General features: G+C 31.2%; 19 protein-coding genes. 6 read left to right on the top strand and 13 right to left on the bottom strand.

Translation table 11 applies throughout. The annotated features are described in order from the left end of the window. Positions 1 to 81 precede the first annotated feature (81 nt). Entirely contained in the window at positions 82 to 264 is a 183-nt protein-coding gene (locus B2989_RS10555; RefSeq protein WP_145004948.1) for a twin-arginine translocase TatA/TatE family subunit, read from the top strand. A gap of 63 nt (positions 265 to 327) precedes the next feature. Here B2989_RS10555 and B2989_RS10560 read toward each other — a convergent pair whose 3' ends face one another. The 4 genes from B2989_RS10560 to B2989_RS10575 are packed head-to-tail and all read right to left on the bottom strand — an operon-like array spanning position 328 to position 5,729. Further along, positions 328 to 1,305 (bottom strand): DUF4837 family protein, encoded by a 978-nt coding sequence (locus B2989_RS10560; protein WP_292948147.1) that lies wholly within the window; start codon positions 1,303 to 1,305, stop codon positions 328 to 330. A gap of 25 nt (positions 1,306 to 1,330) precedes the next feature. After that, on the bottom strand, positions 1,331 to 2,914 hold the full coding sequence (locus tag B2989_RS10565) for a lytic transglycosylase domain-containing protein (RefSeq protein WP_292948149.1): 1,584 nt from the start codon (positions 2,912 to 2,914) through the stop codon (positions 1,331 to 1,333). A gap of 37 nt (positions 2,915 to 2,951) precedes the next feature. Further along, a complete protein-coding gene (locus B2989_RS10570; RefSeq protein WP_145004957.1) occupies positions 2,952 to 4,139 on the bottom strand; it encodes a phosphoglycerate kinase in 1,188 nt (395 codons plus the stop codon). A 15-nt stretch (positions 4,140 to 4,154) separates the two neighbouring features. Continuing rightward, positions 4,155 to 5,729: an SPOR domain-containing protein gene (locus tag B2989_RS10575; RefSeq protein ID WP_292948152.1), complete on the bottom strand. Its 1,575-nt coding sequence runs from the start codon at positions 5,727 to 5,729 to the stop codon at positions 4,155 to 4,157. A 126-nt stretch (positions 5,730 to 5,855) separates the two neighbouring features. Between B2989_RS10575 and B2989_RS10580 the strand changes: the two genes are divergently transcribed. The 3 genes from B2989_RS10580 to B2989_RS10590 are packed head-to-tail and all read left to right on the top strand — an operon-like array spanning position 5,856 to position 8,357. Beyond that, positions 5,856 to 7,010 carry an ATP-binding protein gene (locus B2989_RS10580; RefSeq protein ID WP_292948154.1) on the top strand — a complete coding sequence of 385 codons (1,155 nt, stop codon included), beginning with the start codon at positions 5,856 to 5,858 and terminating at the stop codon, positions 7,008 to 7,010. 1 nt (position 7,011) lies between these two features. Next, positions 7,012 to 7,929 carry a diacylglycerol/lipid kinase family protein gene (locus B2989_RS10585; RefSeq protein WP_292948156.1) on the top strand — a complete coding sequence of 306 codons (918 nt, stop codon included), beginning with the start codon at positions 7,012 to 7,014 and terminating at the stop codon, positions 7,927 to 7,929. A 32-nt stretch (positions 7,930 to 7,961) separates the two neighbouring features. Then, positions 7,962 to 8,357, top strand: coding sequence for a DoxX family membrane protein (locus B2989_RS10590; RefSeq protein ID WP_292948158.1), 396 nt, complete (start codon positions 7,962 to 7,964; stop codon positions 8,355 to 8,357). Here the strand turns inward: B2989_RS10590 and B2989_RS10595 are convergent, their stop codons facing one another. The 6 genes from B2989_RS10595 to B2989_RS10620 form a co-directional block, all read right to left on the bottom strand. Then, positions 8,358 to 10,127: a hypothetical protein gene (locus B2989_RS10595; RefSeq protein ID WP_292948160.1), complete on the bottom strand. Its 1,770-nt coding sequence runs from the start codon at positions 10,125 to 10,127 to the stop codon at positions 8,358 to 8,360. A 135-nt stretch (positions 10,128 to 10,262) separates the two neighbouring features. Further along, positions 10,263 to 10,763 carry an OmpH family outer membrane protein gene (locus B2989_RS10600; RefSeq protein ID WP_292948162.1) on the bottom strand — a complete coding sequence of 167 codons (501 nt, stop codon included), beginning with the start codon at positions 10,761 to 10,763 and terminating at the stop codon, positions 10,263 to 10,265. 222 nt (positions 10,764 to 10,985) lie between these two features. Then, positions 10,986 to 11,852, bottom strand: coding sequence for a class I SAM-dependent methyltransferase (locus B2989_RS10605; protein WP_292948164.1), 867 nt, complete (start codon positions 11,850 to 11,852; stop codon positions 10,986 to 10,988). 109 nt (positions 11,853 to 11,961) lie between these two features. After that, on the bottom strand, positions 11,962 to 13,833 hold the full coding sequence (gene mnmG, locus B2989_RS10610) for a tRNA uridine-5-carboxymethylaminomethyl(34) synthesis enzyme MnmG (protein ID WP_292948166.1): 1,872 nt from the start codon (positions 13,831 to 13,833) through the stop codon (positions 11,962 to 11,964). Between the two features lie 112 nt (positions 13,834 to 13,945). Beyond that, positions 13,946 to 14,362 (bottom strand): rRNA maturation RNase YbeY, encoded by a 417-nt coding sequence (ybeY, locus tag B2989_RS10615; RefSeq protein ID WP_292948168.1) that lies wholly within the window; start codon positions 14,360 to 14,362, stop codon positions 13,946 to 13,948. After that, complete coding sequence (locus tag B2989_RS10620) at positions 14,355 to 17,816, bottom strand: hypothetical protein (protein WP_292948171.1); 3,462 nt, start codon at positions 17,814 to 17,816, stop codon at positions 14,355 to 14,357. The genes ybeY and B2989_RS10620 overlap by 8 nt, the downstream gene beginning before the upstream one ends. Positions 17,817 to 18,001: 185 nt before the next feature. Between B2989_RS10620 and gltX the strand changes: the two genes are divergently transcribed. Next, the gene (gene gltX, locus B2989_RS10625) at positions 18,002 to 19,510 is read left to right on the top strand and encodes a glutamate--tRNA ligase (RefSeq protein WP_292948173.1); all 1,509 of its coding nucleotides are present in this window, start codon (positions 18,002 to 18,004) and stop codon (positions 19,508 to 19,510) included. A gap of 58 nt (positions 19,511 to 19,568) precedes the next feature. Here gltX and B2989_RS10630 read toward each other — a convergent pair whose 3' ends face one another. Then, on the bottom strand, positions 19,569 to 20,252 hold the full coding sequence (locus tag B2989_RS10630; protein ID WP_145004992.1) for a hypothetical protein: 684 nt from the start codon (positions 20,250 to 20,252) through the stop codon (positions 19,569 to 19,571). Between the two features lie 77 nt (positions 20,253 to 20,329). Between B2989_RS10630 and B2989_RS10635 the strand changes: the two genes are divergently transcribed. After that, positions 20,330 to 21,250, top strand: coding sequence for an SPFH domain-containing protein (locus B2989_RS10635; protein ID WP_145004995.1), 921 nt, complete (start codon positions 20,330 to 20,332; stop codon positions 21,248 to 21,250). A 46-nt stretch (positions 21,251 to 21,296) separates the two neighbouring features. Here B2989_RS10635 and B2989_RS10640 read toward each other — a convergent pair whose 3' ends face one another. Together B2989_RS10640 and B2989_RS10645 are read right to left on the bottom strand one after the other, a co-directional pair. Next, a complete protein-coding gene (locus B2989_RS10640; RefSeq protein WP_292948177.1) occupies positions 21,297 to 21,506 on the bottom strand; it encodes a hypothetical protein in 210 nt (69 codons plus the stop codon). Between the two features lie 85 nt (positions 21,507 to 21,591). Beyond that, complete coding sequence (locus B2989_RS10645) at positions 21,592 to 22,749, bottom strand: GNAT family N-acetyltransferase (RefSeq protein ID WP_292948179.1); 1,158 nt, start codon at positions 22,747 to 22,749, stop codon at positions 21,592 to 21,594. Positions 22,750 to 22,752: the final 3 nt, after the last annotated feature.

Below are 22,752 nucleotides of genomic sequence, written 5' to 3' on the forward strand. Positions count from 1 at the left end.
ATCTTTAGCTAAAGCTAAAGTTAGTGTTTTAACGTTATTATTAAAGTTTAATTATTAACTTTGTGGTCTAAATTTTTAGTTATGATTTCAGCAAGTATATTTTTAGGTATGCCAGGACCAACATCAATGATAATAATAGTGGTAGCGATATTACTTTTATTTGGTGGAAAGAAAATTCCAGAATTAATGCGTGGACTAGGTAGCGGAATTAAAGAGTTTAAAGACGCTAGTAAAGACGAAGAAGACAATAAAGATAAAAAGTAATCTTACTTTATTATAAAAAAACCCAATGCAATGTATTGGGTTTTTTTATGACTTAAAACTGCTTTAGTTAATTTTCAAGGATTTAATAATAGATTCTAGCTCTAATATATAATCACGCTTATTAACTGATGGTGCAAAGGTAAAACCTTCTAATACTACATAACGGTTATTAATTTTATCTTCTACCATGTAGTTAACAAATGGTCCTGCATTATATGTGCCTTCAATATCCCAAGTGCTTCTTACTTCATAAGTTGGTTTATTATCAATTATAGTTGTGAATAGAAAGGGTGTGTAAGCTTCTTCGGTTTTCATGTATGAGCCATCTATTGGTCCAGGAATATACTTTTTACCAACACTATCTCTAATAGTTATAATTTGCTGTGTAATATCTCCTTCTTTATCTATAGCATCTAATGGTACTTGGTACACCATAAAATTATTAGTTCCTGTTGTTAAATTTTTTCTAACCCAGAAAAAATCACCATCCTCTTTAGCTATTCTATAGATAGATGGAAACTTAACCGAGATTCCTAATTTTTTTTCTATGTTATTATTTGTATGCAGTGAGTTGTTTGTCAACGTTTGACGTGCTTCAATTTCTTGGTTTTTAAACGTATCTAAAATTTTATCTTTATTAGACTTTAAAACCTCAATAATTTTGCTGTCATTTGGTCCTGATACAACTACTACCTTTTGAGGTTGTGCATACGCATCTGTAGCTATTTTAATCTCAGACTTGTCGCTTTGTTCTATTTTTAAAACAATTCTATTTTTTGCAGCAAATCCAGAAAAAACTTGTGGCGGAATTTGATTAATATCAAACATAGGCTCTGGTTGTGGTAATCCAGGTACTACAGTAGTTAATACGTCTCTAATAGCGTCTCCAACATTACCTTTCCATAACTCGTTATCTACAACAACACTAACGTTATATAAGTTTCCTGAAGATTTTGGGACCATACGCTGGTTTTGTTTTGTCCCTTCGTTGCACGATAATATTGTGCATACTAATACAATTAATACAGCTAATTTTTTCATTTTATTATGCTATTTAAATGATTACTTACCCTTTAGAAACTAAAAGTTTCATTCCTGGTTTTAATTTAGTACCACTAATATCGTTCCAATCTTTAATATTTTGGACAGAAATACCAGAAAACTTTTGAGAGATACTCCATAGACTATCGCCTTGTTGCACAGTATATGTTTTTCCATTTACTGGCTTAGTACTTTTTTTAACCGAAGCTACAGCTTTAGATTGGCTTACTGGCACTCCGTTTCTAGGATATATGGTTAATCGCTGACCTATTTTAAGGTTATTATTGCGCATCCCATTCCATTGCTTAATTTGACTTACTCTAACGCCAAATTTCCTGGCTATTTTACCTAGATAATCTCCTTGTTTTACCCTATACCTTGTTTTGGTATCAGAATCCTGAAATTGAGGTAATGGTTTTTCTCGTTTATCCAATTCTGCTTTTGCATGAGCATACAATTGGTCCTCGTTGTTTACAAAAGCTCCAATAATATTTCGTGGTAGACGTAGTGTGTAATTTTTACCTTTTATATAAGGTATAACGTCTAATTTGTATGCTGGATTTAAAAACTGAAGCGTCTCTATCTCTACACCTGTATACTCTGACACTTGGTCTAGAGTAATCATTTGTTTAACGTGAATTGTATCTGTTTCTATTAAATGAAACTCTGGTTTATGTTGTACAAAGCCATGCTCCTTTGCATATTCAAAAATATACATAGTGGCTAAAAAAGCTGGCACATAACCAGCAGTTTCTCTAGGTAAATTAGGTCTAATATTCCAATAGTTTTGATAACCACCAGAGCGTCTAATAGCCTTGCTAACATTACCTGGACCAGAATTATATGCAGCTAATGCTAAATCCCAATCTCCAAATAATTTATATAATTTTGATAAATATTGTGAAGCAGCAATAGTCGCTTTAATCGGATCACTGCGCTCATCCACATAACTACTTACATCCAAACCATATTCCTTACCTGTTGCAAACATAAACTGCCATAAACCGGTTGCTCCAACTCTAGATCTAGCTCTTGGTTTTAAAGCAGACTCTACAATTGCTAAATATTTCATTTCTAAAGGAATGTCGTAATTATCAAGTTCGCGCTCAAACATAGGGAAGTAATAGTTACTTAAACCCATTAAACGCTCAAATGAATGATGACGATTTTTTAAAAAGGACTTAATAACGCTTTCTAAACCAGGGTTATATTCAACATTAAAAGGTGTTCTTGCGTTTAAGCGAGAAAGTCTAGCTTTTAAAGTATCTGTAGTTAACTCTGGATAATAAACTGCATCATATTTTAATCCTGAAACGTCTCTGTAAATGGTATCATAAAGTGTGTTACTATATAACTCTTCAAGCCATTTTTCATCAATTTTAGAAGCAAATTCGTGATCTTCTAAAACTTGTGGTAAAGGTTGTAATCCCTCTACTGTTTTTTTAAAGTAAGCTTGACCATCAATTATTGTATCAATAACGTAGTTTTCTCCTTCTATCAGTTTATCCTGAGTTAATCTTGTTTGCGCTTGTAATGTGTCTTGAGCCACACTAAATGTAAAGCCAAATAGGACTAATAAAAAGGAGATATATGTTTTTAAATGCTGCATTTATTATTTGTTTGATTTTATGCTGTAACGTTTACTTTTAGTCTAAAATTGCAGCAATTCCTGGAAGGGTTTTACCTTCTAAACTTTCTAGCATTGCTCCTCCTCCTGTACTTACGTAACTTACTTTGTTTTCAAAACCAAATTGCTTAACTGCAGCAACAGAGTCACCACCTCCAACTAATGAGAATGCTCCATTTTTAGTAGCTTCTGCAATGGAGTTACCTAACTCTATCGTTCCGTTTGCAAAATTTTCCATTTCAAAAACACCTAAAGGACCATTCCAAAGTATTGTTTTGCATTGCATTACAACATCATGGAATATAGCTTTGGATTTTGGACCAGCATCTAAACCTTGCCATCCGTCAGGTATTTTATTAACATCCACAACTTGGGTGTCTGCATCGTTGCTAAACGCATTTGCTGCCAAAACATCTACTGGTAAATGTATCTGTACGTTTTTTGCTTTAGCTTGTTTTAAAATGTCTAATGCTAAGTCCATTTTATCATCTTCGCAAATAGAATCTCCAACACTACCTCCTTGTGCTTTAACAAAGGTAAAGGTCATACCTCCTCCAATAATTAAGTGATCTACTTTGTCTAAAATGTTTTCTATTATAGTAATTTTAGAGGATACTTTTGCACCTCCAAGCACTGCTAATACCGGTTTTTCGCCAGTTTTCATTACTTTATCAATACTTTTAATTTCTTGCTCTAAAAGGTAACCAAAACATTTTTTTTCTGGAAAAAACTGTGCGATTATTGTTGTAGACGCATGCGCTCTGTGTGCTGTACCAAACGCATCATTTACATAAATGTCTCCTAGTTTGGCTAGTTTTTCCGCGAAAGCGACATCGCCTTTAGACTCTTCTTCATGAAAACGTAAATTTTCTAAAATAAGTATTTTTCCTGGTTCAAGGTTAGCTGCTGCTTTTTCTGCAGCTTCACCTACACAGTCCGAAACAAACTGAGTCTCCACACCAATAATATCTTCTACTTTATTTGCTATGTGTTTTAACGAAAACTCCTCTTGAGCACCTTTTGGTCTTCCTAAATGAGACATTAAAATACAACTTCCACCATCTTCTAATATTTTGATTATGGTTGGTTTTGCTGCTTGAATTCTGGTAGCATCTGTAACATTAAAGTCCGCGTCTAAAGGAACATTAAAGTCTACACGAATTAAAGCTTTTTTGTTTTTAAAATTAAAGTCGTTAAGTGTTTTCATTTATTTGCTATGTTTTTAGTTTAGGTTTGCTTTTAAAACCCAAGTATCTCTATATCTGTAATTTGTTTTTAAATCTTCTGCCATTTTAAAGGCTTCTTCTGCGGTATCTCCTCTAAATAAATAGACGTAATTCCAACTGTTTTTAGGGTTAATAAACGCTTTTGCTGTATACCCTTTGTTATTTAAATAATCTGTCCATTTTCTTGCTCTCATGTTTTCTGCAAAGACACCTGCTATAACATAATAGCCACCTTCTATTCCTGCAATAGTTGTCGCTTTTTTATTTTTTAAATATTTAAATGCTTTGGACTTTAATCCACGTTTTGTGTAACTATATGGTTGACGTTTCTTTTTAGTATTATAGCTTGGTACTGTTTCTGGTTGTGATCTTACAATCTCTGGAGATACATTAGCTGTTTGGCTTGCACTTGGGTTATTATCTTGTACAATGTCGTCAAAATAATTTTGAGCTATTTCTGTTTGAAATGCTGTAAAATACAGGTAAAATCTATCTGCTTGTGTCTTTAATCTAAGCGTTGTTTGACTTGTACTATTATTAATTATTGCATTATTATAATTAGGAATATCAAGTTGTGCAATATCAAATCCAAGCGTATTCTCACTATTAGGTAGTCGATCCCTATTTTTTATACTATTATTAGTAATAGAACTATTGAAAAAGTTTTGTTGATAGCGTGCTCCATTACTTAATGATTGAAAACTACCATCACGCTGCTTTATTATTGCAAAATCATCACCTTCTAATGCGGAATCTCCTTCCAAAGCAGATAGTATTACCGATGTTTTTACATTTCCTTTTTCTACGGATTTAAAATTTTTAAATTCTAAATCCAAAGGTTCTTGCTTATTAATTAAAGCAAAACCATGATACGTTGATATGTATCTTGGATTGTCTGTAGGTGATTGGTATACTACGTATAACATCCAACCTGCTGCACTACCACCAGACAAATAGCCTTCTGTAGCTTTTACATTAGCAACGACATAATCGCCTGATTTATTTTCTGCTTGTTTTAATAACGATGTTACGTCTGCATAACACACATAAGGTGCATTAATGGCGTGTGTTGGATCTGTAGACCCATCATATATTACTTCTCCTGTTACATCCAAATACTCTTGATTAGGTAATTTAAATTTAATCTGATTAATTACTGCAGATCGCTCTCCACTGCCTCGATAATCGTAATTACCTTTTTGCTCTTTACGTGTTCCTTTTTCATAAGCATAGGTTGCTGACCAATATAAGCCTGCATATGCTATCTTTTTAAAGTCCTCTGGTAAGGTTAGCGTTGCTTGGCTAGAGCTAAAAGTTTCGGTGTCTCTGTCAATATCAACATAACGCATTTTAGTATCGTCGTTATTAACCGTTAAATCATTAAAAGCATCTTTATCATCCTCACTTAAAATGTTATTACCAATTACTGCAGTATCTCCAAAAATGTAGAATTCGTTTAAAGATTTAAATTCAAGACCTCCATTGGTGACTGAATTTACTTGTTCAGTTTCTTGCGCAATAACATGGTAAGATCCTGTTATAATAAAAAGTAAGCCAAATAACTTTTTCATTTTAAAGATGTAGAACAATTAATAATCCTCAAATATATACAAATACTGCCATACTTTAAATTTGTTAAGCTAAAATCAATTTTTAATAAAAATAGTTTTTCAATAATAGGAAAACTATATTTGCCTATGCTTTTCAGTGATATTTTAGGATTAAATCATATTAAAAAACACTTAACAACAAGTGCTAATAATGGTCGTATACCACATGCCCAACTTTTTGTTGGACCTGAGGGTTCCGGAACCTTGCCTATGGCTATTGCTTATGCGCAATATATTTTGTGTAAAAACACTTTGGGTGAAAACACAGGAGAAAACGAAGTTTGTAATTTAAAATTTAATAATTTTTCTCACCCAGATTTACACTTTGCGTTTCCTGTTACCACTACAGATAAGGTTAAGAAACATCCAGTTTCTTCTTATTTTTTAGAAGAATGGAGGCAATTACTTAAAGAACAACCTTACGGAAACTTATTTGATTGGTACAGACTATTAGGCGTTGACAATAAACAAGGTCAAATAGGTGTAGATGAAGCTTTAGATATTGTAAAAGCGTTAAGTTTAAAATCTTACGAAGGTGGTTATAAAGTCATGCTAATTTGGATGGCTGAAAAAATGAATACACAAGCTGCTAACAAGCTGCTTAAATTAATTGAAGAGCCACCAAACAATACCGTTTTTATTTTAATTGCAGAAGAGGAAGAACAGATAATTAACACCATAAGATCGCGTTGTCAAATTTTACATTTTCCTCCATTAGCCGAAGACGATATTAAATCGGGAATTATTAAACAATTTAATCTGGATGATGCTACTGCTACAAAAATAGCACACCAAGCGGATGGAAATTATAATAAAGCGTGTGATTTAGTCTATCATGATAGTGAAGATGACCAATTTGAGCAGTGGTTTATTTTTTGGATTCGTGCTGCTTTTAAAGCTAAAGGAAATAAAGGTGCAATCCATGATTTAATTGGATGGAGCGAAGACATTGCTAAAACTGGACGAGAAACACAAAAACAGTTTTTAAATTTTTGCTTAGATTTTTTCCGACAAGCCATGTTACTAAATTATGGTGCTGAAGAATTAGTTTACTTTGAAACTAAAAGCAAAAATTTTGATATAGCTAAGTTTGCTCCTTTTATTCACAATAATAATATAATGGATATTTCTAACGAGTTAAACGATGCTATTTACCATATAGAACGTAACGGAAATTCTAAAATAATACTAACTGACTTAAGTATTAAGCTAACGCGATTACTACACGCTAAACAAGATTAAATTGACAGCAAAACGTAATTTTTTTGTGATCATTAATCCTGTTTCTGGAAACGGACATGGTAAAAAGGTTTGGCTAGCTATACAGTCCAAATTAAATCTTTATTTTAATATTGAGTATAGTTTTACAACTCATCCCAATCACGAAATTGAAATTACACATACAGCTATTAAAAAAGGCCATAAACAATTTATAATTATTGGTGGTGACGGTACATTAAACAATTTTATTAATGGTGTATTTAGTCAGGATAATAGTAATTACAAGAGCATCATTTTTGGCGTTATACCTGTTGGAACTGGTAATGATTGGGTAAAGACACATGGTATATCAAAAAACGTAAATAAGGCTTTAGATACTATTTTAAACGGAACAATTAATACTCAAGATGTTGGTTGTATTAATTACTTAGATCAAAACATTTCAAATAAATATTTTTTAAACCTAACCGGAATTGGCTTTGATGGTTTAGTGGTAAACATTGTTAATAACAACAGGACTTTTGGTCAATTTACCTACATTTTAGGCGCTTTAAAAGGCCTTTTTAAATATCGTTTTTTTGAAACCAAAATAACTACAAAATCTGAGGTTATAAACATAAAGTCTTGCTTTATGATACAGATAGGGATTTGTAAATACACTGGTTCTGGTATGCAATTAACGCATAAAGCAAATCCTAAAGATGGCCTATTTGATATAACCATTGCTAACCGTTTTTACAAATGGGATATTATAAAAAATATCTTTAAATTATTTAATGGTAAAATAGTGTTTCATGACAAAGTAAAAACCTTTAAGACAAATAATCTTTTAATAGAAAATAACAATACTAATACATACTTTCAAGCCGATGGAGAACAAATTGCTCCTGGTAAAATCACGATATCCATTATCAATAATGGAATCCAATTTTATTGCTAAAAGTGACTAACTAATTTTAAAAACCAACTTTTATGAATAACGTACTTAATAACATTACAGAGCTAATTTTACTACTGTTTTTAGCTATAACTTTTTTACAATCAGGATACGATAAAATAACCGATTGGAAAGGTAATATTGAATGGCTAAAAGGTCATTTTTCAAAAACATTTATGGCTAATATGGTACCTTTAAATGTCGCTATAATATTAATTTTAGAAACCATTGCAGGCGTATTTGCTGTAATAGGTTGCTTTACTTTAATAATTGATAGTAATACCAGTTTTGGTTTTTATGCTGCAATTTTAAGTGCTATAACACTACTGCTTTTATTGTTTGGTCAACGTGTTGCAAAAGACTATGATGGCGCAAGAACTATTGTAATTTACTTAATTCCAACCTTAATGGCCTTGTATATACTTAAGTAGTTAATAGTCAATCATATTAACTTTAAATACCCAATTTTGACTAAAAAGAGCGTTATTCAGTAATGTTTTATGCTGCATGTAAGCATCATAAAAATTTTGGGTATGAAAGACGTAAACATAAAATAACTGTTCAGTTTCATCAATAAGTATCTGACTATCGTAACCTTTTTCTTTTAAATATTTTTGCCAATTAATTGCATTTTGGGATTCGGAAAAAAACTTATTTATAACATAATAGCCTTCTTTTGCACCTTCTATAAGTGCTGCGTTTTTTTCTAATAACAACTTAAATGCTTGTGTTTCTAAAGGTTTGTCTTCTATTTTTAATGCGCGCACATAATTAGTAGATGAAATTAAAACATCTCCTTTAGCTAGCGCTTCATTTTGGGACTTAGACGATATTATCTCACTAGACATAGGCACAACCAATTCTTGCTTTAGCTCCTTTTTAATAATTACTGGTTGTTTTAAAGCAAAGGATTGTGTAGTAATGTTATAATTTTCGGCTTGACCGATAGTTTTAATATCCGTTTTAGAAATAGTCTTTATTGTTTCTATTTCAGACTTAAACACCTCATTATCAGGTATTAAAATAGTATTTGAATTAAGTTTTTCTGACGTTAAAACAATAGCATTTACAGGTGTATTTGATTGAATTTCTTTAAAAAATGACTCACTAATTTCAGTATTAAAAGCAGTAAAAAACAAGTAAAAACGATCCTGTTTAGTATTAAAAATAAGGTCAACTTTTTCTGTTCCATTGACTATTACTGCCTCATCATTATTTGGTAAAGTAACTGTTGCCAAATCAAATCCTAAAGTATTGCTACTGTTTGGATATCTAACAGTATTAGCTGTGGATACTGAAGTTATTTGACTACTAAAAAAATTATCTTTATCCCTGTTAAGAGCTTGTAATTGCCACGCTTTGTTAGTTACTGGGTTAGCGACAATGCATTGATCTCCAGACAATGCAGAATCCCCTTCTAAAGTTGCTAATACAATTGCTGTACTAGTCGCTCCTTTATCTGGTGTTTTAAAATCGTCCAATGAAATGATTTCTGGTTGATTACCAATATGAGAAAAACCATTAAAAGTAGTGATATACTTAGGTTTACTAGTTGGTGCCTCGTAAACAACATACAACATCCAGCCAGCTGCACTTCCACCAGCTACATATCCTTGGGTTGCATTAATATTAGCTACTGTGTATTCTCCATTTACTTGTTTAACCTCTTGTAATTGTTTAGTAACATCTGCAAAGCAAACGTAAGGCGCATTTAAAGCAAACGCTGGATTTTTTGCTCCATCAAACAACACATTACCTGTAATATTTTGATAATTTTCTCCAGGTAATTTAAGTTTTACCTTGTTAATTAAAGACCTGTTTTTTTGTCGATTTCCTTGAAAATAAAATTGAGCATCCTCTTCTCTTCTTGTTCCTTTTATATAACTGTATGTTGCGGACCAATACAAGACTGCATATGCAATTTTAGACTGATTATCAGGTAATTTAAGATTGGCAGAACTAGATGAAAACGTCGTTTTATCCTGATCAATATCCACATAGACCATATCAATATCATCGTTGGTTAACAGATAATCATTGTACGGTTCTTGTTTATCTTTACTTAATATGTTATTACCTATTACTGCAGCATCACCATAAATATAAAACGCTTTTTGCGTTGTAAATGGTACTGTTTGCTGAGCATAAGTAAACGAAAACATAGAAATGAAGATAGCAAAGCGCAAAAGCAAGCCTCTCATAATCTTTATTGAAAATAATTAATAGCGCAATAAATATAGCTATTTATATCAAAAAGACTGATATTTAAAGTATTATAAGTCAAAAAAGGCGATTAACAGTAGTTAATCGCCTTTTTTAAAAAATCTGTAAAAATCTTACTTTTTATATGCAGCATTTAAGTCTTCAATGATTTTTTGAGTCAAATCATTCTCCTCTTTTCCATACATTACACTTGGAGAATTCTCTACAGTCCCTAAAATGTAATCATAATTATTAGTTTTTCCGTAATCCTTTACAAAACCTTTAACTTTAGATATTAAAGAATCTATTTCTACTTGATATTCATTTTGAAAGTTTTGCTGTTCTGCTTGCCAAGTTTGTTGTAAGCCTTGTGCTTTTTGGTTTAAAGCTTGTAATTCTGATTCTTGTTGACTTTTAGAAAGCGTTGCTACTTTTTGGTATTCAACTTGAAATACCTGACGGAAACTATCTACCTTTTTTTTAAAGGCTTCATCCTTTTCATTATATCTTGCTTCTAAATCTACTTTCTCTTTAATTTCATTAATTACAAGACCATTATCAACGTAAGCAATTTTTTGCTTTTGACAAGATGTAAATACTAATGCAACAATTGCTAAACCTATTATTTTTTTCATTTTAATTTATTTTGATTTTGAGCAAATGTAAATAATTAAATATGTCAAATTTTATTTTTTTTAACAGATTTTAAAAGAATAAGAATTTTTTATAATAATTTTAATTCTAAATAAGAAATAGTTATTAAAAATGACCTCATATAAGCGCGTTTAAGGCATTTTTTAATAAAAGCAATATATTTATATATTAAGACTTGAAATCTTTTAATCCTGATTATTAAATTACTTTTTAGCTGTTTTAAGCGTATAAATCAATGAAGAATATTGCCCAGAAGACCTTGCTTTAAAATTTGAAACACAACCAATCCAAAAAGCTTTAAATATATTCATTCGTCCAGATTTATATTTTTCAGATAATAGACTAACATAATATGAATCAAAAAGCATAGGCTTAGTAAATTGAACATTTAAATTAACTGTCTTAAATAAATTTGAAATTGAAGTTTGATTAAAATGCCATAAATGTCTTGGCACATCAAAAGCTGCCCAAAATTGTTTATAATGTTTAGCGTCGTAACTATTGTAATTTGGTACCGCAATAATTAAAACACCGTTTGGTTTAAGTAACGTTTTAAGTAGTGTGATTTGTTCTTCTAAATTTGGGATATGTTCTAAAACATGCCACAAGGTGATAACATCAAAACTTTGAGTTTTTAAAGTTTTTATTTGTGACAGATCTAATACTGCGTTTTTAGTTTTTTGATTTGCTATTAATCTTGCTTCCTCATTTGGTTCAATTCCGGAAACATGCCATCCATTATTTAATGCAGTTTTTAAAAAATCTCCTGTACCACAACCATAATCTAAAACGTATTTATCGTTAGTTTGAAATGAATCAATCAACTTTAGTTTTCGCTTTAATGCTATCTCCCTTACTGCATGATACACGTTTTCTAATAGATTTCTTTTAGAATCTGTATGAGAAATATAATCCTCGGTTTTATAATATTCTGGTAATTTATCTAAAGTTGGTTTAGGAATCGTTTCCAAATAACCATAAGTTTTGTTTTCAATTAATTTAAAAACCTCTCCAGAAACTGAGTGATCTTTTACTTCTATAAACACATTTTGATTATTTTGACTAGCCACAATTACTTATATTTTGATTCATTTTTTGATAAGAATACAATTATGTTATCCATCAATAAATAAAAAAACAGAACGTTCCACGTGGAACGTTCTGTTTTTTTTATCCAATTTATCTACCCATATACACCAACAAAACAGAAATATCTGATGGTGATACACCACTAATTCTTGATGCTTGAGAGATGGTTACAGGCTGTATTTTTTTAAGTTTTTCTCTTGCTTCAAAACTCATAGACTGCAGTTTTGAATAATCAAAATTAGGTGGAATTTTTATATTTTCTAGACGCGTAAGCTTATCTGCATTATTCTTTTCTTTTGCAATATAGCCTGAATATTTCACTTGAATTTCGGCTTGTTCAATAACCTCACTATCCAAATTATTATCATTAATATAACCTGAAACAGATTCAATTTGCTTCATATCTTCAATACCAATATTTGGTCTAGCAAACATTTTAAACATCTTATCTTGCTGTCTAATTGCAGCAGAATCTTTTGCTTCTAACACAGGATTAATTTCGTCAGGTGTAACACTTGTGTCTCTAAAAAATTGCACAAATTTTTCAGCTGCATCATGCTTCTCCTCCATTCTTCTTAAACGTTTTTCGCTAGCTAAACCTAAATCAAATCCTTTTGGTGTTAATCTTATATCTGCATTATCTTGACGTAATAACGTTCTATATTCCGCTCTAGAAGTAAACATTCTGTATGGCTCTTCAGTTCCTTTAGTTATTAAATCATCAACCAAAACACCTATATAAGCTTCGTCTCTTTGTAGTATAAAAGGATCGCGTTCTTGCACTTTTAATGCTGCGTTTATTCCTGCCATTAAACCTTGAGACGCTGCTTCTTCATAACCTGTTGTACCGTTAATTTGACCTGCAAAATATAAGCCATCTACTAACTTAGTTTCTAAAGTGTGCTTTAATTGTGTTGGTGGAAAATAATCGTATTCTATAGCATAACCTGGTCTAAAAAACTTAACGTTTTCAAAACCAACTACAGAACGTAATGCTTTAAATTGAACATCTTCTGGAAGCGAAGTTGAGAAGCCATTTATATAATATTCGCAAGTATTCCAACCTTCAGGTTCCACAAATAATTGATGTCTATTTTTATCCGCAAAACGATTAATTTTATCCTCTATAGAAGGACAATATCTAGGTCCTAAACTTTTAATACGACCATTAAACATTGGCGAACGATCAAAACCTTCGCGCAATAAATCATGAACCTTTTCACTTGTATAAGACATGTGACAAGAACGTTGATAAGTTAATGGTTTTGTAGTGTCTAAATATGAAAATTTTTCTGGATTAACATCTCCAGGTTGCTCGACCATTTTAGAAAAATCCAGAGATCGACCATCCACTCTTGGTGGTGTTCCGGTTTTCATTCTACCAGATTCAAAACCCAAATTAACTAACTGCTCAGTAATTCCAGTTGCAGCTCTTTCTCCTGCTCTACCTCCACCAAAATTTTTATCTCCAATATGGATTAAACCATTTAAAAAAGTACCATTAGTTAAGACAACACTTTTAGCTTTTACCTTAACTCCAAGTGATGTTGTCACACCCGTAACTTTTCCATTTTCCACAATTAACCCAGAAACCATTTCTTGATAAAAATCAAGGTTTTTAGTTTGCTCTAAAATCAAACGCCAATCTTCAGCAAAACGCATTCTGTCACTTTGGACCCTTGGACTCCACATTGCAGGTCCTTTAGATTTGTTTAGCATTTTAAATTGAATAGCAGAGGTATCACTTACAATACCAGAGTAACCTCCAAGCGCATCAATCTCTCTTACAATTTGTCCTTTAGCAATTCCACCCATTGCAGGATTACAAGACATTTGAGCAATGTTTTGTAAATTCATGGTAATTAGCAAAGTCTTGCTTCCCATATTAGCTGCAGATGCTGCTGCTTCACTTCCTGCATGACCAGCTCCAACTACAATTACATCATATACTTCGTTAAACATAATTTTAATTTGAATTAATACCAAGCAAAACTCAGTATCATTATATTGATTGTTCCACGTGGAACGTTTTTATTATTTTACTTTTAAAAGCGTGCAAATATACAACAAACAATTACATTGCTTTTAATAACGCTAATGCTTCGTTTTCTTTAGTACGCATTAAGCTAGCATCAGCTTCAGTCTTATCTTTATATCCACAATAATGTAAAATACCATGAATTATAACACGATGTAATTCTGCATCGAATGAAACATCAAAATCTTTCGCATTATCCGCAACACGTTCTACAGAAATAAAAATATCTCCTTGTAGTGTTTTTCCTACCGAGTAATCAAAACTAATAACATCGGTCAGTGTGTCGTGTTGTAGAAATTCTACATTCAATTTATGTAGATACTCGTCATCACAAAACACATAGTTTATCTCGTCCTCCTTGCAGTTTTCTTTTAAAATAATAGAAGATATCCATTTAGAGATTTTAGCCTCATCTTGAAGCTTAAAATCGGTTTCGTTATTAAAACTAATCATTTTGTTGTTTAAAATACTGTTGTGCTTTTTGCTTATAAATTTGCTGCAAAGGTAAGGTTTGCTTATTCAATATCTCAGTTGTATTAAAATATTGTTTAGCCTTATCTATTTGGTTGTTAGTTGTATTTTTAAACGCTGTTGTATTAGTTTCAGATTGTCGCTTTTGTTCTTGACCTTGTTGTAATACTGCATTTTCGAGTTTTAATAACTGATGCTGAATATTCAGCATTTTACTAAGCGTTTGATTGGTAAAACCTTTGTTAATTAAATCCAACTCAACCTGCTCCATGTCTTTTAATAATTGCTTTGCTTCTCTACTTTCGCCTAAACCTTCTTTATCCAATCGCTCTTCTAAAGCTTGACGCAACATTTGCTGTTCTTGATAAATTTTAAATAATTCAGCATTACCTTCTTCATTTAATCCATTATCACCTTGTTGACTTCCGCCTTGACCTTGACCATTTTCTCCTGGTTTACCACCTTTACCCTTACCTTCACCTTGTCCTTCTCCATCGCCATTTTCTCCTGATTTACCGTCTTTTCCGTCCTTTCCACTTTCGCCAGCTTTTCCGTTTTCACCAGATTCACCTTTAACACCTTCTTCTCCCTTTTTACCTTCTTTACCTTTTTTCATGGCTTCACCCATTTTTTTAGCTAACTCTTCTTGGCTAATAATAATATCTGGCATTGGCATACCTCCTTCACCTTGTCCTGGAGATGGCATACCCATTTGGTTTTGCATATTATCTAAAGCACCACTTAAAAAATCAGCCAAATTATTGGCAGAAGTAACTACATATTGTTGTGACGATACACCTTGATAAATCTTATTTTCAGAAAACTCGTCTAACGCCATATCTATATTATAATATACTTCGTTAATCTCTCTATTTATATCTTCAGAAAACTTAGGCTGTCTTAATGATATAGCAAAAAGACTATCATCAACATGCTCAAAATGTGTACGAAGTTCTTTTTGTTTTTTAAGGTAAGTCGCATACTCATTATGATTAATTTCTATGCTTTTAAATTGTTTCATTAAAGCTTCTTCATCCATAGAAAAAATTACCAAATTATCCAAGATCTGACGTAACATCGCAATATCTTCCTCTAGTTGCTCTTGCGCAGCACCAGCCATTTGCATCTGCATACTTTGGCTCATTTTTTTCATTTTTTGAGCTGCACTTTTTTGCTTTTGTTTTGCTGACTGTTGTTTATCTTTTTTTTGTTTCTCATCCTTAGCAGTTTCTTTTTCCTGTAACTGATCACTTGCCTCTTGCTGCTCTTCCTTAATGTTTTCCTCATTATTTTTGTCTCGAGGTACATCCATCGGATTTTTTAAATCTTGATTATCCTTTTCTAAATCCTCTAATTGTTTTTGTAAATCTTCAAATTTTTTATTGATCTCGTCTTGTTTGTCACTAGTATTTTCTTCCGCTTTACTATTAGCTAATTTATCTTGTTCTTTTGCCAATTTATCAAGCTCGTCACTAATTTTTTCCATTTTTTTAGTCACATAATAACGTTTAGTAAGCTCTACCAATTGTTCTAAACTTCGTTTTTGACTTTTAGCCTTTTTAGCAAGATTGTCCAACTTTTTTGTAAACTGCTCTTTACTAAATTTGTCTTTTAGTTTTTCTAATTCTTCAAGCAATTTTTCATCTTGCTTAAGTTGCTCTTCATTATCCTTAAGACGTTGTTTTAAATCTTCCTTAAACTGATCGTCTTCCTTTTTATCTTTTTGAAATTCGTCTAAATTATCCTTCAACTTTTTGTTGAATTGCTTCATCATTTGTTCTTGTTCTTTCTGACGTTTTAAAAAGTTTTCAAATTTTTTCTTATCATTAAAGTTTAATTCAGCTTTTTCTTTTTGCGTTTTAGATAACTCTTGTAACTCCTTTTGCTGTTTGTCAAATTTTTCTAAAGACTTATTTAAATCCTTAACGGTTTGATTTTGCTCTTGTAATTGCTTTTCTTCTTCCTCATCCTGTGTACGTTTTCTAAAATTAAACACAGAACTTTTAGTACTTTTAATACTATTAACAGCGTCGTTATCAAATACCTCAAAATACAAATCATAAGACACACCTGCATCTACTGATAAGTTATTAGGAAAGCTGCTTATAAATTGATCAAAATTAGATTTTGCGACTGGAATGTTTAACGTTTTTTTACCAGTTGGAATATCTCTTGGATAATATACCAATTGCAGCTTACTTAATCCATAATCATCACTTACTTGTCCTTTAAAATAAAGGGTTTGATTATCTAAACTATCTACCTTAACTTCTAACTTTAAATCAGGATATTGATCTTTGATAATAGTAATACCGTAAGCTAAGTTTTCGTAATTTTTAATAGACTTATTACTGGTGCTAATGTTGTAATCAAAATTAGAATATACCTTTTTTGAGATCTCAAAATAACCAGATTTTATACTAGAAAAAGCAATAGTATCTGTACTTATTAAATCAACCTTTTCCGTCGCTTTAGTATTAAGTTGCCATGTAATTTTGCTTCCTTGTGGTACAATTGCATTACCAATACCTTTTAAAGTTTCGTTACGTTTGTTGGTATAGTTTGGATACTCCAAATGCATATCAAACCCAACCAATGTAGGTACTTCTACAACTTTTAAAGTGTATGGTTTACTAGTAACACCATTAGCAGTAAAATTAAATGTTATGTCTGTATTGGGTTGTTCAAAAACGTATTCAAAAGTTCCGGATTGACGTTGTTGCAAAAAATAAGTTTCGTTATTGTAAGTAATTTTAACATTATCAGGTACTACGTCGCCTTGGGTTGTTGCTAATAATCTAAATTCTTTATTTTGGGTAGTTTGTAAGTTTTCATTTAACACAAAAAAAGCAAAAGGAGCAGGAGGCTCATAAGCAGTTTGATAATTAACAACCCTTTTGTAGCTGTCGCTAAACCAATTTAACTTACCAGAAATAGCAGCAATTACAAATATTAAAATAGGTATAGCTGCATATTTTAAATACTTTATGTTTTGTTTAAAATTAACTGCTAACTTAAACGGTATTGGGCTTAATTCTTCTGATTTTTGATCAATACTTGCCAATAATAATTCCGATTGACTACCAGCTTCCTTTAATTGTAAAACATTAAGTAACTTATCGTTAACTTCTGGAAAATGATTACCAATAATTGAAGATGCTTTTTTATAATCAATACCTTTTTTAAGTTTAAATAATCTAGCTAATGGTAGAACAATAAATCTAACAAACAGCGTTAATTCGACAATTATAAACAACCAAAACAAAACGGTTCTAGCGGTTGGACTTAGCCATAAAAAATGTTCGATTAACAGTGTAAAAATAAAATACAGCAAGCCAATACTAAAAAATAATAGCGCACCTTTAATCAACTCATTAGTATAATATTTTCTAATAAATTGCTCTAATTTGGTCTGTATTGTGTTAAAATTATTCAAGTAATTGCTATTTAACTGACTAAAATACATTTTTATTTTTACACCTAAATATTTAGGATTATAAGTTATTGTTAAAGGTAATCGCTTACGCGGAAAAAAAGCCTGTGTATAAAGCTGTTCTTTATCCTTATTTTTTTGCTGTTTCTACTACTCTATTCTATCTTTGTACACTCAAACAAAACAAGATGTCAAAACAAGTCAGAGTGCGTTTTGCACCAAGTCCAACAGGACCTTTACATATTGGAGGTGTACGTACAGCTCTTTTTAACTATTTATTTGCCAAAAAACATAACGGAACTTTTGTATTACGTATTGAGGATACAGATCAAAATCGTTATGTAGAAGGTGCAGAGCAATACATTGTGGACGCCTTAAATTGGTGTAATATCCCTTTTGATGAAGGACCAGGTAAAAATGAAAAATTTGGACCTTACAGACAAAGTGAACGTAAAGCTTTATATAAACAATATGCTGACCAATTAATTGCTAGCGGAAATGCTTACTATGCTTTTGATACGTCAGAGGAATTAGATTTTCATAGAACTCAAGACGAGTCTAATGGTAAAACGTTTATTTATAATTGGCATAATCGCTTAAATTTAAGCAACTCGTTAGCACTTACAGAAACGCAAGTTAAAGCTAAATTAGATGCTGGAGACGATTACGTAATTAGATTTAAAAGTCCACAAGATCAAACACTACATTTAAAAGATATTATTCGTGGTGATATTAAAATAGATACTAACGTTTTAGATGATAAAGTATTATTTAAAAGCGATGGTATGCCTACGTACCACTTAGCAAATATTGTAGATGACCATTTAATGGAAATTACGCATGTTATAAGAGGTGAAGAATGGTTACCAAGTTTAGCATTACACTTTCAATTATACCAAGCTTTTGGATGGGAACAACCAGAATTTGCACATTTACCATTAATATTAAAGCCAACAGGAAAAGGAAAATTAAGTAAGCGTGATGGTGATAAGTTAGGTTTTCCAGTGTTTCCTTTAGCATGGAATCCAGAATTTGGTGATAGCGCTACTGGTTATAAAGAAGAAGGCTACTTTGCAGAGGCAGTTATTAACTTTTTAGCCTTTTTAGGTTGGAATCCTGGTACAGAACAAGAGATTTTTGAGTTAGAAGAATTAATTGCTGCTTTTGATTTAAACAGAGTGAATAAAGCAGGAGCACGTTTTGATCCTGATAAAATTAAATGGTTTAATCACCATTACATGCAAGAGCAATCTAACGACGATTTAGCAGAAGCTTTTCAAAAAAACCACAAACAATTAGAAGCAATTGATGTAAATTATATAGCATTAGTTGTTGGATTAATTAAAGAACGTGCCACATTTGTCAATGACTTTTGGGATTTAAGTAGTTACTTTTTTGTTGCTCCGGAAAGTTATGATGAAAAAGCTTCTAAAAAAGCCTTTAAAGAGGATACTAAAGCTATAATGACAGATGTTTTAGCTGTTGTATCTAACATTGAAGATTTTGAAGTGGAAACCCTTCAAAAAGACATAAAAGGATGGATTACTTCAAATGATGTCGGTTTTGGTAAAGTAATGATGCCTTTACGTTTGGCTTTAGTTGGTGCTTTACAAGGACCTGATGTTTTTGATATTATGTATATGATTGGTAAAAACGAAAGTATCAAACGCATAGAACAACTTATTAAAAGTATATAAAACAAAAAAGCCATCTAAATTAGATGGCTTTTTTAATGTCTTTTATGTAGTATAAAACCTAAAAAGTCAACATTCCTGTAAAGGCAAACATGCTTTGGTTTCCTTTAAAATCTCTACCTAATGCTTGATTAAAATCTGAGTCATTTAAAGCACCTAAAATATTAGTAAACCCATAAATGTATTGAGCTCTTAATTTAAAAAAGCCAATACCTAAAGTTGCACCAACAGTACCATTAACATTAAAGTTATTTAAATCCTTTACAGCTTTAGCCTGAACTGTATCAAAATCTGCTAATATAAAGTCTTCTTGTTGGTCATCACTTAACTCTAAATCACTATTATATTGTAACATAGGACCAAAATCTATAGTAAAATGAGAGCTTCTAAAAGGTTTAGCATGCCATAAAAATTGTACTTGAGCAGTAAAAATTTTATACTCCACATCTTGGGCCAATAAAGTGGATGCTAAATCAAATCCAGTAGTACTAATCGTGTTTTCAGACAATTGCATACCGTAACTAACATTAAACCATTTTTGAGGAATATCCACTGTAGCAGTCATGTTAGCAATCCAACCGTCTCCTTTTTTAGTTTCAAAATTGTCTGTAATGATATCAAATTGAGTGATTCCTCCACCCAAAGAAAATCCGTTTTTAATTTTATAACTTGTATGTTGACCAAAGTTTTTTGTAACAAAACCTATAGTTAGTGCTACTAATAAGATGAATTGAATTTTTTTCATAGTAAATTAAGGGGTTTGTCCGCAAATATAACTTAATTTAGTAACCATAGTAGTATAACCATTAAAATCCATTTTTCATGAATCCAACACTTATTATCCTAATAGTCCTTGTACTATTTGTCTTTTTATCCTCATTTTTTGTTGTAAAACAACAAACAGCTGTTATTGTAGAGCGTTTTGGTAAATTCCATAGCATACGCCAATCAGGATTACATCTAAAGATTCCTGTAGTAGATAAAATAGCAGGTAGATTAAGCTTAAAAATCCAACAATTAGATGTCATTATTGAAACTAAAACCTTAGATGATGTATTTGTACGTCTTAAAGTATCTGTACAATATCGTGTAATTAGTCAAAAAGTTTATGATGCTTTTTACAAATTAGATTACCCACATGAACAAATTACAAGTTATGTGTTTGATGTGGTACGTGCCGAAGTACCTAAAATGAAATTAGATGATGTTTTTGTTAGAAAAGATGATATTGCAATTGCAGTAAAAACTGAATTAAATGATGCCATGTCAGACTATGGTTTTGATATTATTAAAACCTTAGTAACAGATATAGATCCAGATGCTCAAGTAAAAGCTGCAATGAACCGTATTAATGCTGCAGACAGAGAAAAAACTGCTGCTCAATTTGAAGGAGATGCTGCACGTATCTTAATAGTTGAAAAAGCAAAAGCTGAAGCAGAAAGTAAGCGTTTACAAGGTCAAGGTATTGCGGACCAAAGACGTGAGATTGCTAGAGGTCTAGAAGAGTCTGTAGATGTATTAAATCGTGTTGGTATTAACAGTCAAGAAGCATCTGCTTTAATTGTAGTTACACAACATTATGATACATTACAAGCTATTGGTAGTGAGACTAACAGTAACTTAATATTATTACCAAACTCGCCTCAAGCAGGTAGTACAATGCTAAACGATATGGTTGCAAGTTTTACAGCAAGTAATCAAATTGGAGAAGCTATGAAAAACGCAAAGAAAAAGGAAAACTAATCCTTTAATTTATACTAAAAAAGCCTCACAAAATGTGAGGTTTTTTTTATGAGTTAGATTTATATTTATCAACCATTTCATTTAAACTATTTAAATAATTTTGTAATGATTCCGTATCCACTTTAGCAGCACTATTATCACCATGTGGTAAGGTAATCCTGGTTTCATCTAGATACTTTTGAAGCTCTGGATAGTGTTCTTTAATTTCAATTGTTTTTTGAGATATTTTTGTTAATAGTTCTTGAGACGTATTCATAGCTGTATGATTTTAAGTTATTTACCTAAATTAATGTAAAGGCGTTTCAAAACAAAAAATATAATGCTAAAGATTTACTAAAGTCTTATTTAAATGGATGTCTTTCCTCCCATTTTGAAGTAGGATTTAATGTGTTTACAATGTACTTTAAAGTTGGATTTAAAATAAAATTGTCAGTATGCTTAATATATATACTCATAGCATTAGGCTTAGCACCAACTGAGCTTTTAATCTCCATAGCAGTTCTAGCATAAACCACCTTTTTAAACCCATTTGTAATTGCAAAATCTAACATATCATACAACATATTTAAATACAATTGGTACTTGGATTGAAAATCCGGATTATAACCTAAAAAGTAAGTTTCTAACTGGTTATTGTTTAAAATTAAGGTATAAAACCCTATTAATTGATCATTTAGATAATACCCAAACAGCCTAAAATCTTGATCTAATTCTTTTTTTAAGTTGAAAAAATGCCTTTTATCCAATACAAAAGAATTAACCTTAGCATTATCCGAAACATTTTTATACAACATATATATAGCTTCCGAAGCTGTATTTATTTCATTTAAATCTAATTCCTTTTTAATAACATTAGTTGCTTTTTTTAAAGCAGATTTGTAACGACTTCTGTACTTTTTACTTAATACTAAAACGTAATCTTGACTACTACTCCAACTTGGTATTATATCCAAAACCATATTAGGCTGGACTTGTAATTTATACAACTTGTTTTTAGTAAATAAATGTTGATTTTGATGGATACTATCGGTTTCAAAATAGTCTTTAAAACATATCATTCTAACACGTTTATTGTCTTCCTTTTTAATTTGAATTGATAACGCGTCAATAACTTTAAAAATAGTATCCAAAAACAGGGTTTGAGAAATCATTTTAGTATTATAATACAGACCATGTTGACCAGTATGCATCAAATTACCAATAATTAAAGCATTACCTCTAACTACAGTAGCTATTAAAGCTTTTGTAAGACGTTTTAAGGTATTATCTGTAGGATTTCTAAAGACATCATCAAGATATAACTGCACGCGTTGTATAATAGCTATTCCTACCAAACTATTATCCTTAAAAATGCCAATATAATTAGTACTAATATTTTTTGGACAAGAGTGCTCTAAGGCTTTTAAAAAAGGTGTTTTTAAAAACAAATCATTAGTCGGTAAAGCATCCCAATAATCAGGAAGATCTGTAACCGATTTATAAATTTTAAAGTGTATCACTGG

This window comes from Olleya sp. UBA1516, from assembly GCF_002323495.1.
In the GTDB taxonomy this organism is placed as follows: Bacteria; Bacteroidota; Bacteroidia; order Flavobacteriales; family Flavobacteriaceae; genus Olleya.

Bases quoted from the DNA above. Each gene is read 5' to 3' on its own strand.
- B2989_RS10560 (WP_292948147.1), bottom strand. From the start codon at position 1,305: ATGAAAAAATTAGCTGTATTAATTGTATTAGTATGCACAATATTATCG.
- B2989_RS10595 (WP_292948160.1), bottom strand. From the start codon at position 10,127: ATGAGAGGCTTGCTTTTGCGCTTTGCTATCTTCATTTCTATGTTTTCG.
- B2989_RS10635 (WP_145004995.1), top strand. From the start codon at position 20,330: ATGAATCCAACACTTATTATCCTAATAGTCCTTGTACTATTTGTCTTT.
- gltX (WP_292948173.1), top strand. From the start codon at position 18,002: ATGTCAAAACAAGTCAGAGTGCGTTTTGCACCAAGTCCAACAGGACCT.
- B2989_RS10630 (WP_145004992.1), bottom strand. From the start codon at position 20,252: ATGAAAAAAATTCAATTCATCTTATTAGTAGCACTAACTATAGGTTTT.
- B2989_RS10575 (WP_292948152.1), bottom strand. From the start codon at position 5,729: ATGAAAAAGTTATTTGGCTTACTTTTTATTATAACAGGATCTTACCAT.
- B2989_RS10590 (WP_292948158.1), top strand. From the start codon at position 7,962: ATGAATAACGTACTTAATAACATTACAGAGCTAATTTTACTACTGTTT.
- B2989_RS10565 (WP_292948149.1), bottom strand. From the start codon at position 2,914: ATGCAGCATTTAAAAACATATATCTCCTTTTTATTAGTCCTATTTGGC.
- B2989_RS10570 (WP_145004957.1), bottom strand. From the start codon at position 4,139: ATGAAAACACTTAACGACTTTAATTTTAAAAACAAAAAAGCTTTAATT.
- ybeY (WP_292948168.1), bottom strand. From the start codon at position 14,362: ATGATTAGTTTTAATAACGAAACCGATTTTAAGCTTCAAGATGAGGCT.
- B2989_RS10600 (WP_292948162.1), bottom strand. From the start codon at position 10,763: ATGAAAAAAATAATAGGTTTAGCAATTGTTGCATTAGTATTTACATCT.
- B2989_RS10555 (WP_145004948.1), top strand. From the start codon at position 82: ATGATTTCAGCAAGTATATTTTTAGGTATGCCAGGACCAACATCAATG.
- mnmG (WP_292948166.1), bottom strand. From the start codon at position 13,833: ATGTTTAACGAAGTATATGATGTAATTGTAGTTGGAGCTGGTCATGCA.
- B2989_RS10640 (WP_292948177.1), bottom strand. From the start codon at position 21,506: ATGAATACGTCTCAAGAACTATTAACAAAAATATCTCAAAAAACAATT.
- B2989_RS10580 (WP_292948154.1), top strand. From the start codon at position 5,856: ATGCTTTTCAGTGATATTTTAGGATTAAATCATATTAAAAAACACTTA.